Origin of the sequence: Mesorhizobium dulcispinae (assembly GCF_033977345.1) — a bacterium.
Lineage (GTDB): Bacteria > Pseudomonadota > Alphaproteobacteria > Rhizobiales > Rhizobiaceae > Mesorhizobium > Mesorhizobium dulcispinae.
This window is the reverse complement of sequence record NZ_JAVIIY010000011.1, coordinates 34,934-52,330: the sequence shown is the minus strand read 5'-3', so window position 1 is coordinate 52,330 and position 17,397 is coordinate 34,934. Positions and strand designations below refer to the sequence as shown.

General features: G+C 64.7%; 13 protein-coding genes. 10 read left to right on the top strand and 3 right to left on the bottom strand.

The features are described 5' to 3' along the window. Positions 1-112: 112 nt before the first annotated feature. Positions 113-2,140 carry a thioredoxin domain-containing protein gene (locus tag RFN30_RS22490; RefSeq protein ID WP_320264434.1) on the bottom strand — a complete coding sequence of 676 codons (2,028 nt, stop codon included), beginning with the start codon at positions 2,138-2,140 and terminating at the stop codon, positions 113-115. 111 nt (positions 2,141-2,251) lie between these two features. On the opposite strand from RFN30_RS22490, the gene mnmE reads away from it, so the two are divergent. From mnmE to RFN30_RS22465, 5 genes are all read left to right on the top strand, one after another. Next, positions 2,252-3,565, top strand: a complete 1,314-nt coding sequence (mnmE, locus tag RFN30_RS22485) for a tRNA uridine-5-carboxymethylaminomethyl(34) synthesis GTPase MnmE (RefSeq protein ID WP_320264286.1) — start codon at positions 2,252-2,254, stop codon at positions 3,563-3,565. Positions 3,566-3,729: 164 nt separating this feature from the next. After that, a complete protein-coding gene (mnmG, locus tag RFN30_RS22480) occupies positions 3,730-5,604 on the top strand; it encodes a tRNA uridine-5-carboxymethylaminomethyl(34) synthesis enzyme MnmG (protein WP_320264285.1) in 1,875 nt (624 codons plus the stop codon). Beyond that, positions 5,601-6,245 (top strand): 16S rRNA (guanine(527)-N(7))-methyltransferase RsmG, encoded by a 645-nt coding sequence (rsmG, locus tag RFN30_RS22475; RefSeq protein WP_320264284.1) that lies wholly within the window; start codon positions 5,601-5,603, stop codon positions 6,243-6,245. The genes mnmG and rsmG overlap by 4 nt, the downstream gene beginning before the upstream one ends. Positions 6,246-6,262: 17 nt before the next feature. Continuing rightward, the gene (locus RFN30_RS22470) at positions 6,263-7,060 is read left to right on the top strand and encodes a ParA family protein (RefSeq protein WP_320264283.1); all 798 of its coding nucleotides are present in this window, start codon (positions 6,263-6,265) and stop codon (positions 7,058-7,060) included. A gap of 67 nt (positions 7,061-7,127) precedes the next feature. Further along, positions 7,128-8,018 carry a ParB/RepB/Spo0J family partition protein gene (locus tag RFN30_RS22465; protein ID WP_320264282.1) on the top strand — a complete coding sequence of 297 codons (891 nt, stop codon included), beginning with the start codon at positions 7,128-7,130 and terminating at the stop codon, positions 8,016-8,018. Between the two features lie 482 nt (positions 8,019-8,500). On the opposite strand, the gene holA is transcribed toward RFN30_RS22465, so the two are convergent. Further along, positions 8,501-9,544 carry a DNA polymerase III subunit delta gene (gene holA, locus RFN30_RS22460; RefSeq protein ID WP_320264281.1) on the bottom strand — a complete coding sequence of 348 codons (1,044 nt, stop codon included), beginning with the start codon at positions 9,542-9,544 and terminating at the stop codon, positions 8,501-8,503. A gap of 490 nt (positions 9,545-10,034) precedes the next feature. Here holA and RFN30_RS22455 point away from each other — a divergent pair, with 490 nt between their 5' ends. The 4 genes from RFN30_RS22455 (at position 10,035) to lpdA (ending at position 15,360) form a co-directional block, all read left to right on the top strand. Next, on the top strand, positions 10,035-11,267 hold the full coding sequence (locus tag RFN30_RS22455) for a 3-methyl-2-oxobutanoate dehydrogenase (2-methylpropanoyl-transferring) subunit alpha (RefSeq protein ID WP_320264280.1): 1,233 nt from the start codon (positions 10,035-10,037) through the stop codon (positions 11,265-11,267). Positions 11,268-11,269: 2 nt separating this feature from the next. Further along, positions 11,270-12,283 (top strand): alpha-ketoacid dehydrogenase subunit beta, encoded by a 1,014-nt coding sequence (locus RFN30_RS22450; protein WP_320264279.1) that lies wholly within the window; start codon positions 11,270-11,272, stop codon positions 12,281-12,283. Between the two features lie 19 nt (positions 12,284-12,302). Further along, complete coding sequence (locus RFN30_RS22445; protein WP_320264278.1) at positions 12,303-13,664, top strand: dihydrolipoamide acetyltransferase family protein; 1,362 nt, start codon at positions 12,303-12,305, stop codon at positions 13,662-13,664. A gap of 298 nt (positions 13,665-13,962) precedes the next feature. Then, positions 13,963-15,360 carry a dihydrolipoyl dehydrogenase gene (lpdA, locus tag RFN30_RS22440; protein WP_320264277.1) on the top strand — a complete coding sequence of 466 codons (1,398 nt, stop codon included), beginning with the start codon at positions 13,963-13,965 and terminating at the stop codon, positions 15,358-15,360. Between the two features lie 164 nt (positions 15,361-15,524). Here lpdA and RFN30_RS22435 read toward each other — a convergent pair whose 3' ends face one another. Next, positions 15,525-16,628 (bottom strand): saccharopine dehydrogenase family protein, encoded by a 1,104-nt coding sequence (locus tag RFN30_RS22435; RefSeq protein WP_320264276.1) that lies wholly within the window; start codon positions 16,626-16,628, stop codon positions 15,525-15,527. A gap of 121 nt (positions 16,629-16,749) precedes the next feature. Here RFN30_RS22435 and RFN30_RS22430 point away from each other — a divergent pair, with 121 nt between their 5' ends. Beyond that, on the top strand, positions 16,750-17,178 hold the full coding sequence (locus RFN30_RS22430; RefSeq protein WP_320264275.1) for an Lrp/AsnC family transcriptional regulator: 429 nt from the start codon (positions 16,750-16,752) through the stop codon (positions 17,176-17,178). Positions 17,179-17,397: the final 219 nt, after the last annotated feature.

Below are 17,397 nucleotides of genomic sequence, written 5' to 3'. Positions count from 1 at the left end.
AAGCGACGCGGCGCAGACCCTAGAATCCATGCCGTTCCTTCTGAGCTTTGCGGCGGTGCAGAATTCTGCTCCGCTGCGTTCTTCGGCAAACGTCACGGCATGGATCCTCGGGTCAAGCCCGAGGATGACGAAGCAACAATCCTTCCAACTCCGCCGCGTCCGTAACCGCCGGCAAACAAACCTGCCCCGTGCAATACCAGGCGCCGGGCTTGTCCATCGGCGGCAGCACGCCACCGGGCAAAAGCGGTCGATTCGCTTCCGTACCGATCGGCACGACGATATCGACCCGACGCGGATCGGGATTTCGATTCACGACCGGAACGAGGCTTGGGGACTCTGGCTTGTCTATGATAACGAGCTTCAGCGGTTCGAGAGCCAGCGCGCAGGCGTTGACGATGCCGGCCTGGCCGTAGGCCTGTTGCGCGGCGCGGCCCATGGCGTGTTCGGCGGTCGTCCAGGCTTTTTCCCATAACTCGGTATCGCCGGTGAGCGAAGCGAGCCTTACCAGCGCCTCGACGATCTGGCTGGTGGCCGAAGGGATCGCCTCGTCGACGTCGCCGCGGATGCGGATCGGCACGTCGGCGCTGTCGGATGCCGTCAGATAGTAGCCGGACTTCTCGCCGTCCTGATGCCAGCGGTCGAGCTCGGCGATGAATTGCCGGGCGCAGTCCGAATAGGCCGAATCGCCGGTCGCTTCGAACAGCGCGATCGCGGCATTGGTCATGGCGGCATAGTCGCTCGACAACGCCGGAAAGAGTTTTTTCTCGCCCAGCATTGAATGCGGCAGGCGGCGGTCCCGGCTGGCGTCGACGATATACGCGAAGGCCTTTGCCGAGGCGTCGACCCAGTCGGATCGTCGAAGCGAGCGCCCCGCTTCCGCCAGTGCTGCGATCATCAGGCCGTTCCAATCGGTAAGCGCCTTGCCGTCGCGGCCCGGCCTGACCCGCTTTTCGCGCGCCGTCAGCAGTCTCGCCTTCAGCGGCGCGAGCTCGGCATAATCTGCAATGCCCTGGCGCTGCTGGGCTTCGCTTTGGCGGATGATCGGCTTGCCTTCCCAGCCATGCGGGGCGGCGAGCTCGAAATATCGAAAGAACGAGGCCGAGTCGCTGCCGAGTGCTGCGTCAACCTCCTCCTTGCTCCAGGTGTAAAAAAGCCCCTCCTCGCCGTCGCTGTCGGCGTCGAGGCTGGCGGCGAAGGCGCCGCCTTCGACCCGCATCTCGCGCAGCAGCCAGGCGACGGTTTCTTCGATTCGTATCCGGAACAAGTCATTGCCGGTAGCGGCATAGGCCCAGTTGCACATGCGTACGAGCTGGGCGTTGTCGTAAAGCATCTTCTCGAAATGCGGCACCAGCCATTCCGCGTCGGTCGAATAGCGGCTGAGGCCGCCGCCGACGTGATCGTAGATGCCGCCGGCGAGCATTTTTTCGAGGCTGGTGAGCACGGCGTCGCGATGCGCGGTCTGGCCATCGCGCAGCCAGGACAGCCACAGACTGTGCATGAAGGGCGCATTGGGGAATTTCGGCGCGCCGCGCAGGCCGCCGAGGTCGCGGTCGATCATGCCGTCGATGCGGCCCGCGAGATCGGCAAGCATGCCGCGATCGAGCACCGCCTTGCCTTTCGCGCCGGCCAGCCGCTGCTCGACATGGGTCGTCAGGCCATCTGCGCTTTCGGCGAGGCTGTGCTGCTTTTCACGCCAGGCCTTGTCGACCGCTTCCAGCACCTGGACGAAACCCGGCCGGCCATAGCGTGCCTCGCGCGGAAAATAGGTGCCGCCCCAGAAGGGCTTGCCGTCGGGCGTCAGGAACATCGTCAGCGGCCAGCCCCCCTGCTCGCCCATGGCATGCAGTGCCGCCATATAGATCTGGTCGATGTCCGGGCGCTCCTCGCGATCGACCTTGATATTGACGAAGAGCCGGTTCATGACGGCGGCGACGGCGTCGTTCTCGAAGCTTTCATGCGCCATGACATGGCACCAGTGGCAGGCGGCATAGCCGATGGAAAGCAGGATCGGCAGTCCGAGTTCCTTGGCTTCGGCAAGGGCGTCCGGCGACCAGCCTCGCCAGTGCACGGGATTGTCGCTGTGCTGCTGCAGATAGGGGCTCGCCTCTTCGGCAAGCAGGTTTCGCGCGGGCAAGGTCACGATGGGCGGCTCGGCTTGGTTGATGAGCAATGCAATTCCGCGGAAGCTTGCGGGCTTCCGCGTGGAACGGCGCATGAATAGGAACCTAGGGTGGTTCGGCAGGTCGGGCAAATGGTAACTGCGAAGGATTCGATCGCGGCGCTGTCGAGCGGCCGCCTGCCCGCCGGTGTCGCAGTGATCCGCGTCTCCGGCCCCAAGACTCGATTCGTGATCGAAACGATCGCCGGCGGCACGGTTAAGGATCGGTTTACCACGTTGCGCAAGCTGAAGGCGCCTGACGGTTCGCTCATCGATCAAGGCCTTGTCCTGTTCTTTCCGGGGCCCGGCAGCTTCACCGGCGAGGACGTTGCCGAGTTCCATGTCCACGGCAGCCGCGCCGTTGCCGCGAAAATGCTGGAAACGATCACCGGATTCGAAGGCGTCAGACATGCCGAGCCCGGCGAATTCACCCGGCGCGCTTTCCTTAACGGGAAGCTCGATCTGGTCGAGACGGAAGCGCTGGCCGACCTCGTCAACGCCGAGACGGAGGCGCAGCGCCGCTTTGCCGTGCGCAATGCCGAAGGGGCGCAAAGCGCGCTCTATTCAAGCTGGCGCCGGCGGCTGATCCATGCGCGGGCCATGATCGAAGCCGAGATCGACTTCGCCGACGAAGAGGATGTGCCGGGCTCCGTGTCCGACGCGGTTTGGGCCGACGTGGCGGCGATGATCGCAGAGATCGAACGGCACATCCAAGGCTTCAAGGCCGCCGAAATCATCCGCGACGGTTTTGAGGTCGTCATCCTCGGTGCGCCCAATGCCGGCAAGTCCAGCCTGTTCAACGCGCTGGCCAAACGCGAGGCGGCGATTGTCACCGACGAGCCGGGCACCACGCGCGACCTGCTCGAAGTGGTGCTGGATCTCAACGGGATGCGGGTGGTGATTGTCGATACGGCCGGCCTGCGCGATGCCGCCGGCAAGGTGGAGACGATCGGCATCGAAAGGGCGCGCGCCAAGGCCGGTGGCGCCGACCTTGTCCTGCTGCTCGAAGACATGATCGATCCGCAGCCCGTGGGCGAGGTTCCGACAGGCGTTCCGTTGCTGAAGATCGGTACGAAAGCCGATCTCATGGGTACGCTCAAAGGGAGCTATGACCTGGTGATTTCCTCGAAGGACGGTTCCGGGCTTTCCGGACTGCTGGATGAAATCGCGGGGCGCGCGGCTGCTGCAATCGGAGACGCCGGCGATGTCCTTCCGTCCAGGCTGCGCCATGTCGAGCTGCTGAAGGAAGCGAAGGATTTTCTTATCGCGGCTGCGTCGGGAGCGAGGCAGGAGCTGCGCGCGGAGGAATTGCGGCTGGCTAGCGATCGCCTCGGGCGAATCGTCGGCGCCGTCGATGTCGAGGACATGCTCGACGTCATCTTCTCGCAGTTCTGCATCGGCAAGTGATTCACGTGAAACACAGAGCATCAACACGGAAGGTGTGATTCACGTGAAACGGCGGCAGGATGTGTCCGATGGATGTTTCACGTGAAACGAGTCCGGCCTTCGTCCTTGACAGCGAAGGCCGTCAGGGACATGTGTCGGGCAATCTCTGAAACCGGATTCTTGAAATGACCAATCACTATGATGTGGTGGTGGTGGGCGGCGGCCATGCCGGATGTGAGGCGGCGAGTGCTGCCGCGCGCGCCGGGGCCAGGACTGCGCTGGTGACGCTGCGTTTCGACACGATCGGCGTCATGTCCTGCAACCCGGCGATCGGTGGGCTCGGCAAAGGACATCTCGTGCGCGAGATCGATGCCATGGACGGGCTGATGGGGCGCATTGCGGATGCCGCCGGCATCCAGTTCCGTTTGCTCAACCGTCGTAAGGGCCCGGCTGTGCGCGGACCGCGCACCCAGGCCGACCGCAAGCTCTATCGCCTCGCCATGCAGGCTGCGATCAGCGAGCAGGCCAATCTCGACGTGGTCGAAGGCGAGGTCCTGGATCTTGAGATTGAGGACGGGCGGGTTGTCGCCGTACTGGTCTCGGGCGATCGACGCCTCGCCTGCGGCGCCGTGGTGCTGACCATCGGCACCTTCCTGCGCGGGCTGATCCACATCGGCGAGAAGAAGATCGTGGCCGGCCGCATGAACGAGCAGGCGAGCCATGGGCTTTCGGCGACGATGGCTCGCGCGGGCTTCAAGCTTGGACGGCTCAAGACCGGCACGCCCCCTCGCCTCGACGGCCGCACCATCGACTGGGCGTCGCTGGAAAGCCAGGCGGCGGACGAGGATCCGGTGCCGTTCTCGCTGATGACCGATCGGATCGCCAACCCGCAGATCCATTGTGGCATCACGCGCACCTCGACGGCGACGCATGAGTTGATTCGCCTCAATCTTAACCGTTCGGCGACGTATTCCGGCTCGATAGAAGGTATTGGTCCGCGCTACTGTCCTTCGATCGAAGACAAGATCGTCAAATTCGGCGACCGCGAAGGCCACCAGATATTCCTCGAGCCGGAAGGCCTCGACGACGACACCGTCTATCCGAACGGCATCTCGACCTCGCTGCCGGAAGACGTGCAGCTCGATATTCTGAAGACGATCCCCGGGCTGGAAAAGGCGACGATGCTGCAGCCGGGCTACGCGATCGAATACGATCATGTCGATCCGCGCGAGCTCATGACGACGCTGGAGACGAAGCGCGTCGAGGGCCTTTTCCTGGCCGGGCAGATCAACGGCACGACTGGCTATGAAGAGGCCGGCGCGCAAGGCCTGCTCGCCGGCATCAACGCCGCGCGCAAGGCATCGGGTGGCGATCCGGTCGTGCTTAGCCGCACCGAGGCCTATATCGGCGTGATGGTCGATGACCTCACCAGCCGCGGCATCGCCGAACCTTATCGCATGTTCACCTCGCGAGCCGAGTTCCGGCTTTCGCTGCGCGCCGACAATGCCGACGAGCGGCTGACGCCGCTGGCCGACCGGCTTGGGATTGCCTCGCCGGAACGCATGCGCCGGTTCGACGAGATGGCGGGTAAGCTCGACCACGCCCGCGCGCTGGCGAAGGTGGTCACCTTCACGCCAAATGAGGCGGCGCGCCACGGGCTGGAGATCAACAAGGATGGCGTCCGTCGCTCGGCCTATGATCTGCTTGCGCATCCGGGCGTCGATATGGCCTGGCTGGCCCGGGTTGAGCCTCGTTTCGCCACGCTTGATGCCAAGACGGCTGAACGGCTCGAGACGGAAGCGAAATATTCCGTCTATCTTGAAAGACAGCAGACCGATGTCGCGCAGATAAGACATGAAGAGTCGCGGCTCATTCCGGAGAGTATCGACTTCTCCGAAGTGCCTGGCCTTTCCAACGAGCTGAAGCAGAAGATGAAGATGCGCCAGCCGCGCTCGATTGCCGATGCGCAGCGCATGGAAGGCATGACGCCGGCGGCGCTTGCGATCATCGTCGCCCATGTCCGCAATGCCGAGCTCGCTGCGCGAAGGTCGGTGGCGTGAGCGCCGATGACGCTTGGGCGGACCTGCAGGCGGCGGCGGGTCCGGTTTCACGTGAAACATTCGAGCGCCTCAAGGCCTTCGAACGGCTCTTCCTGAAATGGAACCGCAGCATCAATCTGGCGGCGCCGTCAACGCTGGACGATGTCTGGCGCCGCCACATCCTGGACAGCGCCCAGCTTGCCCGAATCGCACCCGCGGCAATGCGTTGGGTCGATCTGGGCTCCGGCGGGGGTTTTCCCGGGCTGGTGCTCGGTTTCCTCCTGATCGAGCGCCCGGGCGCCTCGATCGATCTGGTCGAGAGCAACCGCAAGAAGGCCTCGTTCCTGCAATCGGTCATCGGTCAGTTCAATCTGCCGGCACGTGTGCTGGCGCGACGCATCGATGACAGCTATCCCCTTGTTTCCGCGCCGGAAATCGTGACGGCGCGGGCGCTGGCGGCGCTTCCGGACCTGCTCGATCTCGCCGCGCCGTGGCTGACCAAGGGCGCGCGTGCTCTTTTTCACAAAGGCCGGGATTACCGGGCCGAAGTGGAAGAAAGCGCTCACCGCTGGGCCTTCGATCTGGTAGAACATCCGAGCATGACCGATCCTCATGGCATCATCCTGGAAATCACCGATCTGCGCCCGGCGACCCCGCAATGAATTACTGGCATAGACCCATGAAAACTGGACCGCGTATCATCACTGTTGCCAACCAGAAGGGCGGCGTCGGCAAGACGACGACTGCCATCAACCTGGCCACGGCGCTGGCCGCGATCGGCGAGCGCGTGTTGATCGTCGACCTCGATCCGCAGGGCAATGCCAGCACTGGGCTGGGCATCGATCGCAAGGATCGAACCGTCTCGTCTTACGATGTGCTGACCGGCGAGTTGGGGCTAGAGGCGGCCGCGGTGCCGACCGCGGTGCCGGGCTTGTCCATCGTCCCTTCGACGCTCGACCTGCTTGGCATCGAGATGGAGATCGCCTCGGCGCCCGATCGCGTGCTCAGGCTGCGCAATGCGCTGCGCGCCGCCGCCGAACGCGCGGCGCCGTTCGGCTATGTGCTGATCGACTGCCCACCCTCGCTCAACCTTTTGACTTTGAATTCAATGGCGGCGGCCGATTCGGTTCTCGTGCCGCTGCAATGCGAATTCTTCGCGCTGGAAGGTCTCAGCCAATTGCTCGAGACAGTCGAGCAGGTGCGCGGCACGATCAATCCTGATCTCACCATCCAGGGCATCGTGCTCACCATGTATGACGGGCGGAACAATCTCGCCAATCAGGTTGTCCAGGATGTGCGCACCCATATGGGCGACAAGGTCTATGAGACGATCATTCCGCGCAACGTGCGTGTTTCCGAAGCGCCGTCCTACGGCAAGCCGGCGATCCTTTACGATCTCAAATGCTCCGGCAGCCAGGCTTATCTGCAGCTAGCCTCCGAAGTGATCCGCCGCGAGCGCAAGCTGCGCGCGGCCTGAGCGACGCGACAGGCCGATTTCCATTAACGAACAGCCGATTCGATTCCGTAACGATCTGGACAGGGTAATGAGCGAAGACCAATCGAGAAAAAGACTGGGCCGTGGCCTTGCGGCGCTGATCGGCGAGATCGATCGTCCGGCGGCGCCGGAAAAGCCGGGCGCGGTCGCGGCGGACGGCAAGGTGCCGATCGAGTTCGTCAGCCCGAACCCGAAGAACCCGCGCCGGCATTTCGGCGACGCCGAGCTCACCGATCTCGCGCAATCGATCCGCGAGCATGGCGTGGTGCAGCCGGTGGTGGCGCGGCCCTCGCCCGCGCAGCCCGGCCGCTACGAGATCATCGCCGGCGAGCGGCGCTGGCGGGCGGCGCAGCGTGCCGGCTTGACCGAGATCCCGCTCATCGTGCGCGACGTCAACGACCGCACCGCGCTGGAGCTGGCGATCATCGAGAACGTGCAGCGCGCCGATCTCAATCCGGTCGAGGAGGCGCAAGGCTACCAGCAGCTGATTGACGAGCATGGTTACACGCAGGCCGATCTCGGCCAGGTGATCGGCAAGAGCCGCAGCCACGTCGCCAACACGCTCAGGCTGTTGAAACTGCCCAACGTCATTCACGACATGCTGGTCGACGGCGACTTGTCGGCTGGCCATGCCCGCACTCTGGTCACCGCCCAGGATCCGGCCGGGCTCGCCAAGCGCATCGTCAAAGAGGGGCTTTCGGTGCGCCAGGCCGAGGCGCTGGCGCAGATGCCCGTCGGCCCGACGCCGGCCAAGGTGAAGTCCGCGGCGAGCGCACCGGAGAAGGATCCCGATACGCTGGCGTTGGAAAAGCTGATGACCGACACGATCGGCATGATCGTGAGCATCGAGCACAAGGGCAAGGGCGGTACGCTCAAGATCAATTACCGGTCGCTGGACCAGCTCGACGAGCTGTGCCGACGCCTGAAGGATGAGCGGTAAGTCTTTGATGCGGCGCGATTTAGCCGGCTAATGAAGTTCTGGCTTAAGATTAAGTTTCGAGCCTGATATATTAGTGATATCCAACAAGGGCTGGCCGCTGCGCCGGCCCCTATTTCTTACAGCGTCGGCGATTGGCGAAAGCGATGGTGACGCCCGATCTCCACCCTCGTGGGGGAGATGCCCGGCAGGGCAGAGGGGGGCGCGAAGGAAAGCCGACCTAGAGCGTTTCACCGTTTCACGGAAACGGCGAACCGCTCTATCTCTTTGTTTTTACGCAATTCCGGACGGAAAACCGTTACACACTTTTACTGGAATTGCTCTAGCTGCGCTTGCCGCGCATTCGTGAAATGCCAGCGGTTGTCTTTGTCGATTAGCTGATACGCCGGCGGGACAGCGCCCCCCTCTGGCTTGCCAGCCATCTCCCCCACAAGGGGGGAGATCAGCCGGCACCTCAGCTTTCGCCAACCGTCAACGCTGCTCTCCTACCGCTGCCCCAGCTTCGCGCTCTCCACCGCGATCCCAAGCAGCGCCTGGCGGGCCAGCGCCTCGGCCAAATCCGGTCGTTTGCGGGTCTGCAGCACTGCCGTCTGCAGCCGGTTCAGCGCCCGGCCGAGGGCTTCGCTGTTCCAGCGCTCGAGCGTCTTTTCCACCAGCTTGCGGCGTGAGAAGAAGACCGGCGGGCGGGCGCCGGCGACGACCGACGCGGCGTTGCGGCCGCCGGATTCCATCTGGCCGCGCATCACCTGGATCGCTTGCAATTGCCGCATTGCCGAGGACAGCACCAGGAAAGGGTGGCCGCCCGACTGGCAGTGGCGGGTGAAGGCAATGTCGAAATCGCCGACCTTGCCGTCGAGCACGGCGTCGACCGCGGCGTCGAAGGAGGCACCGGAGACGTCGCCTGACAGCGCGTTGACGTCGTCGACATCGATCTCCTTCTTGCCGTGGGCGTAAAGCACCAGCTTTTCGATCTCGCCGCGCGAGGCCAGGCGGTCGCCGCCGAGATTGCGGCGCAGCGCCTGGCGGGCGTCGAGCGTCATCGACATGCCGGCCTTGCGCAGCTCGTCGTCAATCACCGTGTCCAGATCCCGGGCCTCGTCGGCATAGCAGGGCAAGGCCATGGCATTGCCGGCGGCCTCGACGATCGCCCTCAAGCCTGTGCCTTTCTTCAGGTCGCCGGCCTCGATCAGAATGATCGCGTCGCGCGCGGGCTCGGCCGTCAGCGCCTTGATGTCGTCGGCCAACGCCTTCTGGCCGCTGGCATTGCGCACCCAAAGCAGCCGCCGGTCGGAAAACATCGGCACGGTGCGGGCCTCGTCGAGCAGACGGCCCTCGTCGCGGTCGACTTCCGAACCGTCGAGCTTGACGACCGAGAACGGGTCGTCGAGCGGCAGGCCGGTCTTCGCGGCGAAGGTCTTGGCCCGCTCGGCGACGAGGCCGCGGTCGGGGCCGTAGAGCAGGACGATTCCCATGGCAGGGTCCGGCCACGCCAGCCACGAATCGACCTCGTATCCTTTCTTCTGTGCCATGTCTGGTGAGTTAGCATGAGGCGGGGTGGGGAACCAGCGTCCTCTCCTTCTCCCCCTTGTGAGCCCCCTTTGTGGGAGAAGGTGTCGCCGAAGGCGACGGATGAGGGTGTTCCAGGGAATGCCAGCGTCTCACTCCGCTGGAACACCCCTCATCCGCCTCGGCGCTGCGCGCCGATCCACCACCGGGGGCGAGCCACGGGTCTTGCCCCTTCCTTCGGACCCCACAAGAAGGGGAGAAGGGAAGGCAGCGCCCGGCCTCGCGGCCCGTCAATTGCATTATCTGGCGGCAATCTCCTCGCAAACTTCCGCCAAATTGCGCGGCCGACGAAAACATCGACAAGAAATTTCGCCGCCATATCTGCATCTTGGCGCCTGTGTGCCGCATCGGTTTTCAGCAGCCGATGGCCGGGAGGACGGCCGCCATCTCGCCCGATGAAATGGCGGCGCGGATGTGCAAATATCGCACCGGCAACATTGGAGGACGAAGGTCATGGTCGATGCTGGAATGTTGCGCTTTCATGTGCCCGAGCCCGAGGTTCGGCCAGGCGGAACGCCCGACTTCTCGAATGTGACCATTCCCAAGGCCGGCTCGGTGCCGCGCCCGGAAATCGACGTCGATCCGCGCACCATCCGCGACATGGCCTTCTCCATCATCCGGGTGCTCAACCGCGCCGGCGAGGCGGTCGGGCCTTGGGCAGGCCTGCTCACCGACGAGGAACTGCTCGAAGGCCTGCGCAACATGATGACGCTCAGGACATTCGACGCGCGCATGCAGATGGCGCAGCGCCAGGGCAAGACCTCCTTCTACATGCAGCATCTTGGCGAAGAGGCGGTGAGCTCAGCCTTCCGCAAGGCGCTGCAGCCCGGCGACATGAATTTCCCGACCTACAGACAAGCCGGCCTGCTGATCGCCGACGGCTATCCGATGGTCACGATGATGAACCAGATCTATTCCAACGAGGCCGATCCGTTGAAGGGCCGGCAACTGCCGATCATGTACTCCTCGAAGGAGCACGGCTTCTTCTCGATCTCCGGCAACCTGGCGACGCAGTACATCCAGGCGGTCGGCTGGGCGATGGCCTCGGCGATCTCCAATGATTCCCGCATCGCCGCGGCCTGGATCGGCGACGGCTCGACGGCGGAGTCCGATTTCCACGCAGCGCTGGTCTTCGCCTCGACCTACAAGGCGCCGGTCGTGCTCAATGTCGTCAACAACCAGTGGGCGATCTCGACATTCCAGGGCATAGCGCGCGGCGGCTCCGGCACTTTCGCCGCGCGCGGCCTCGGCTTCGGCATCCCTTCGCTGCGTGTCGACGGCAACGATTATCTCGCCGTCCATGCGGGGGCGAAATGGGCGATCGAGCGGGCACGCCGCAATCTCGGGCCGACGCTGGTCGAATATGTCACCTACCGCGTCGGCGCCCATTCGAGCTCGGACGATCCGTCGGCCTACCGGCCGAAGGCCGAATCGGACGCCTGGCCGCTCGGCGACCCGGTTATCCGGCTGAAGAACCATCTCATCCACAGAGGCGTCTGGTCGGAGGAGCGCCATACCCAGGCGGAAGCCGAGATCCTCGAAACCGTGATCGCGGCGCAGAAGGAGGCCGAAAGTCACGGCACGCTGCATGCCGGCGGCAAGCCGTCGACGCGCGACATGTTCGAAGGCGTCTATGCCGAGATGCCGCCGCATCTCAGGCGCCAGCGCCAGCAGGCGGGGGTCTGACCATGCCCAGAAAAACTATGATCGAGGCGATCCGTGACGCCATGGACGTCTCGATGGCGCGCGACGAGCGCGTGATCGTCTATGGCGAGGATGTCGGCTTCTTCGGTGGCGTCTTCCGCTGCACGCAAGGCCTGCAGGCCAAATACGGCAAGAACCGTTGCTTCGATGCGCCGATCAGCGAATCGGGCATCGTCGGCTCGGCCATCGGCATGGCCGCCTACGGCCTTCGCCCTTGCGTGGAGGTGCAGTTTGCCGACTATGTCTATCCGGCCTACGACCAGATCGTCTCGGAGGCGGCGCGGCTGCGCTACCGCTCCAACAATGATTTCACCTGCCCGATCGTGGTGCGCATGCCGACCGGCGGCGGCATCTTCGGCGGCCAGACGCACAGCCAGAGCCCTGAGGCTTTGTTCACCCACGTCTCCGGCCTGAAGACGGTGGTGCCGTCCAACCCGCATGACGCCAAGGGGCTGTTGATCGCGGCGATCGAGGACCCGGACCCGGTGATCTTCCTCGAGCCGAAGCGGCTCTACAACGGCCCCTTCGACGGCCATCACGACAAGCCCGTGACGCCGTGGTCGAAACATGAGCTCGGCGAGGTCGCCGACGGCCATTACACCATCCCGCTCGGCAAGGCGGCGATCCGCAGGCAAGGTTCGGCCGTCACCGTGCTTGCCTACGGCACCATGGTCTATGTCGCGCAGGCCGCGGCCGAGGAAACCGGCATCGATGCCGAGATCATCGATCTGAGGACGCTTTTGCCGCTCGACCTCGACACGATCGTCGCCTCGGTGAAGAAAACCGGGCGCTGCGTCGTCGTGCATGAGGCGACGCTCACCTCCGGCTTCGGCGCCGAGCTTGTCGCGCTGGTGCAGGAGAACTGCTTCTACCATCTGGAAGCGCCGGTGACGCGGGTCGCCGGCTGGGACACGCCCTATCCGCATGCGCAGGAGTGGGAGTACTTCCCCGGCCCCGCCCGGGTTGGACGCGCGCTCGTCGAGACGATTGAAGCTTGAATAAGGGGGAAGCCTGAGGATGGGCGAATATGTGATCAAGCTTCCCGATGTCGGCGAAGGCGTCGCCGAGGCCGAGCTCGTCGAATGGCACGTCAAGATCGGCGACCTCGTGCGCGAGGACGCGGTGCTGGCAGCCGTCATGACCGACAAGGCGACCGTCGAGATCCCCTCGCCGGTCGACGGCGAGATCCTTTGGCTCGGCGCCGAGATCGGCGACACGGTGGCGATCGGCTCGCCGATCGTGCGGTTGAAGGTAGCCGGCGAAGGCAATGTTACGGCGGGTGCGAAATCGCCGGAGGCGGTGCCGACCCCCACCCCTGGCCCCTCCCCCCAAGGGGGAGGGGAAAGCGCTTCGACCGCCAAGGTCGACACCAAGCCGGCTATGGGTTCATCCAAAAAGGCTTCCTCGGGGAAAGTTGAGCCGGCGATGGCCACAGCGTCCCCCTCCCCCTTGTGGGGAGGGGCCAGGGGTGGGGGTGCTGCGCCGTTGACAGGCGCGCCGCGCGCCGAGGGCGAGAAACCGCTGGCCTCGCCCGCCGTCCGGCTGCGCGCCAAGGAAGCCGGCATCGATCTTCGCCAGGTTGCGGGCAGCGGCCCGGCCGGGCGCATCAGCCATGAGGACTTAGATGCCTTCCTGGCGCGCGGCCCGCAGCTTGTCCGCCCCACCGGGCTTGTCCCAAGGGACGGTGTCGAGGACATCAAGGTCATCGGCCTGCGGCGCAAGATCGCCGAGAAGATGGCGCTCGCCAAATCGCGCATTCCGCATATCACCTATGTCGAGGAGATCGACGTCACGGCGCTGGAGGAGCTGCGCGCCACGCTCAACAAGGAGAAGCGGACCGATCGTCCGAAGCTGACGCTGCTGCCCTTCCTGATGCGGGCGATGGTCAAGGCGATCGCCGACCAGCCGAACCTCAACGCGCTCTTCGACGACGAGGCCGGCGTCATTCACCAGCATGAAGGCATCCATATCGGCATCGCCGCGCAGACGCCCACCGGGCTCGTGGTGCCGGTGGTCAAGCACGCCGAGGCGCGCGACCTGTGGGATTGCGCCGCGGAGGTGAACCGGCTCGCCGAGGCGGCGAAGTCCGGCACGGCGAGCCGCGAGGAGCTTTCCGGCTCGACCATCACCATCACCTCGCTCGGCGCGATGGGCGGCGTGGCGACGACCCCGGTCATCAACTATCCGGAAGTGGCGATCGTCGGCGTCAACAAGATGATGGTGCGGCCGCTGTGGGACGGCACGCAGTTCATCCCGCGCAAGATGATGAACCTGTCCTCCAGCTTCGACCATCGCGTCATCGACGGCTGGGACGCCGCGGTGTTCGTGCAGCGCATCAAGGCGCTCATGGAGACGCCGGCGATGATCTTTGTGGACTAGTGGTTATGGACAAGGACGTTGCCCCCGCACCTTCGTCATCCTCGGGCTTGACCCGAGGATCCATGCCGTGCCCAACGCCGAAGGGCACGGCGGACCAGAATTCTGCACCGTTGCAACGCCTTGACGTTACGGCATGGATCCTGAGGTCTGCGCGCGTCGCTACGCTCCTTGCTCCGCCCCAGGATGATGAAGTTCGGGAGGGCTTGGCCAATCGCCAAGGCCCGCGACTGAATTCCCGACATCTATCGTTGCGGATTGCCTACCTGCCAAATTCCCCGTGCGAGGCGACGAGGGCCCAATGAAAGAAATCTCCTGCAAGCTGCTCGTCATCGGCGCCGGTCCCGGCGGCTATGTCTGCGCCATCCGCGCCGGCCAGCTCGGTGTCGACACCGTCATCGTCGAGGCCGGCAAACCGGGCGGCACCTGCCTGAATGTCGGCTGCATTCCGTCCAAGGCGCTGATCCATGCGGCGGAGGAGTTCGACAAGGTCGTGCACATGGCCAGCGGCAGGGACCCGCTCGGTATCGCGGTCGCCCCGCCTACGCTCGACCTGGTCAAGACCGTCGCTTGGAAGGACAGTATCGTTAGCCGGCTGAACACCGGTGTCGCCGGACTGCTGAAAAGGGCCAAGGTCAAGACCGTGCATGGCTGGGCCACGTTCCGCGATGGCAAGACCGTCGAGGTCGAGACCGAGACAGGGAATCAGGTTATCCGCGCCGAGGCAGTGGTGATCGCCACCGGCTCGGCGCCGGTCGAATTGCCGTTCCTGCCATTCGGCGGACCGGTGATCTCATCGACCGAGGCACTGGCGCTGAGCGAAGTGCCGAAAAAGCTCGCCGTCGTCGGCGGCGGCTATATCGGGCTGGAGCTCGGCATGGCCTTCGCCAAGATGGGCGCCAAGGTCACCGTGGTCGAGGCCTTGCCGCGGGTGCTCGCACAATATGATGCCGAGCTGACGAGGCCGGTGCTGAAGCGGCTCGGCGAGCTCGGCGTCGAGGTCATGACCGGCGCGAAGGCCAAGGGGCTGTCGACGAAGAGGGACGCTCTGCTGGTCGAGACGACCGACGGCAAGGACGGCAAGGTCGCTGCCGACAGGATTTTAGTCACGGTCGGCCGCAAGCCACTCACCCAGGGCTGGGGGCTGGATCAGATCGACCTCGACATGGCGGGAAAATTCATCCGCATCGACGACCATTGCCGGACCTCCATGCGCGGCATCTACGCCATCGGCGACGTCACCGGCGAGCCGATGCTGGCGCATCGGGCGATGGCGCAGGGCGAGATGGTTGCGGAGATCGTCGCCGGCCACAAGAGAAGCTGGGACAAGCGCGCGATCCCGGCGATCTGCTTCACCGATCCCGAGCTGGTCATCGCCGGCCTGTCACCGGAAGAGGCAAAGGCGCTCGCCGGCGAGATCAAGATCGGCCAGTTTCCCTTCGCCGCCAACGGCCGCGCCATGACGAAGCAGGGCGAGGACGGTTTCGTGCGCGTCGTCGCCCGCGCCGACAACCATCTGGTGCTCGGCATCCAGGCGGTCGGCCAGGGTGTGTCGGAACTGTCGGCCGCGTTTGGCCTGGCGCTGGAAATGGGCGCGCGGCTCGAGGACATCGCCGGCACCATCCATGCGCACCCGACGCAGGGCGAGGGTTTCCAGGAAGCGGCGCTGAAGGGGTTGGGCCACGCGCTGCATGTTTGAGCTCTCCCTTTTCCCCTTGTGGGAGAAGGTGTCGCCGAAGGCGACGGATGAGGGGTGTTCCAGCGGAGTGAGACGCTGGTGTTCCCTGGCGCACCCCTCATCCGTCTCGGCGCTGCGCGCCGATCCACCTTCCCCCACAAGGGGGGAAGGGAAGATCGCGTAGCTCAGCTCGCCAGCCGGCTCACCATCTCGTGCTGCGCATAGGCGCGGCCGAAGCGGTTGGCGAGGAATGCGTCGAGCGCGATGTCTTCCTGTCTGACGAAGCCCTTCGCCGGCAGCGAGCCGTCGGCAAGCATGTCGAGCACGGCGCAGATGCCGGAGGCGGTGGTGATCTGGATGGCGCTGCGCACGATAGTGCCGACGCGGTGCGAATAGATCTTGTTGGCGTAGGTTTCCTGCAGCAGGCGGCCGCTCTTGCGCCCCGAGACGGTGACGAAGACGATGACGACGTCCTGCAGCGTCGCCGGCAGCGCGCTCTCGAAGATGTCCTTCAGGACGTCGCGGCGGTGGCGAAGCCCGAGGTCGTTGAGCAGCGCCTTCATGATCGCAGCATGGCCGGGATAGCGGATGGTGCGGTAGTTCAGCGTGCGCACCTTGCCCTTCAGCGTCTCGGCCAAAGTGCCGAGCCCGCCCGAGGTGTTGAAGGCTTCATAGGTGACGCCGTCGAGCGAGAATTCCTCGCGCTCTTCGAGCGGCGGCACCTCGATCAGCTCGCCTTCGACGATCGCCTCGCAGGGCTCGCAATATTCGTTGATGACACCGTCGGTGCTCCAGGTCAGGTTGTAGTTCAGCGCGTTGGACGGATATTGCGGCAGCGCGCCGACGCGCATGCGCACGCTCTCCAGCGTGTCGAAGCGGCTGGCGAGATCGTTGGCGACGATCGAGATGAAGCCCGGCGCCAGGCCGCATTGCGGGATGAAGGCGCTCTTGGCGTCGCGCGCCAGCTCCTTCACGCGCCTGGTGCTGGCGACGTCCTCGGTGAGGTCGAGATAATGCACCCCGGTCTTGGCCGCAGCTTCGGCAATGCGCGTGGTGAGGTGGAAAGGGGCGGCGCTCAGCACCGCGAACTTGCCGGCAAGGGTTTTCTCCAGCGCGCCGGACTCTGCGATGTCGAGCTCCTGCGTCTCGACGCCGGCAGGCAACTCGGCGGCGGCGAGCTGGGCGGCCGAGCGGTCGACGAGCGTGACGTGGTAGTCACCCGTGGCGCTAAGCATTTCAGCGATGGTCGAGCCGATCTTGCCGGCACCGACGACAACGATGTTCTTCATGATCAATACCCCTGCCAATTCGAGTTGCCAGGAATCATCGCAGCTTGCCTGTCGAAAGGAAGCGTGGAACTGTACGAAATGAACTCTCTTTCTGAACGATCTGCCGAGATGTTTCGTCGAAATGATCACTGAAGCTGAACAGGCTCTGCTTTCGCTGCTGCGCGCCAACGCCCGCGCCTCGACGGCGGAGCTGGCGAGAAATCTCGGCGTGTCGCGCACCACGGTGCAAAGCCGGATCGAGCGGCTGGAGCAGCGCGGCATCATCGCCGGCTATGGCGTGAGATTATCGCCCGATTATGAGCAAGGGCTGGTCAAGGCGCATGTGCTGCTCACCGTCACGCCCAAGCTCGCCGACAAGGTGGTGCGCAGCCTGGAGGCGATGCCGACCGTCAGGACGGTGCATTCGGTGAGCGGCAATTTCGACATGATCGTCATCGTCGACGCCCCGTCGATCAAGGATCTCGACGCGCTGCTCGACCGGATCGGCGCGATGGAGGGGGTGGAGCGGACGTCGTCGTCGATTATTCTGTCGACTAGGGTTGATCGGTAGGGGCCATTTAGAGATGTCGGCGGGACAGCGCCCCCCTCTGCCCTGCCGGGCATCTCCCCCACTTGGGGGGAGATTGGCTGCTTCTGCGACAGCGCTCATTCTGCAACGCCGGTGATTGGCGAAAGCCGGCGTGACATCCGATCTCCCCCCAAGTGGGGGAGATGGCCGGCAGGCCAGAGGGGGGCGCGAAGGAATGAGGCGTTATTTCTTGCACCCCGA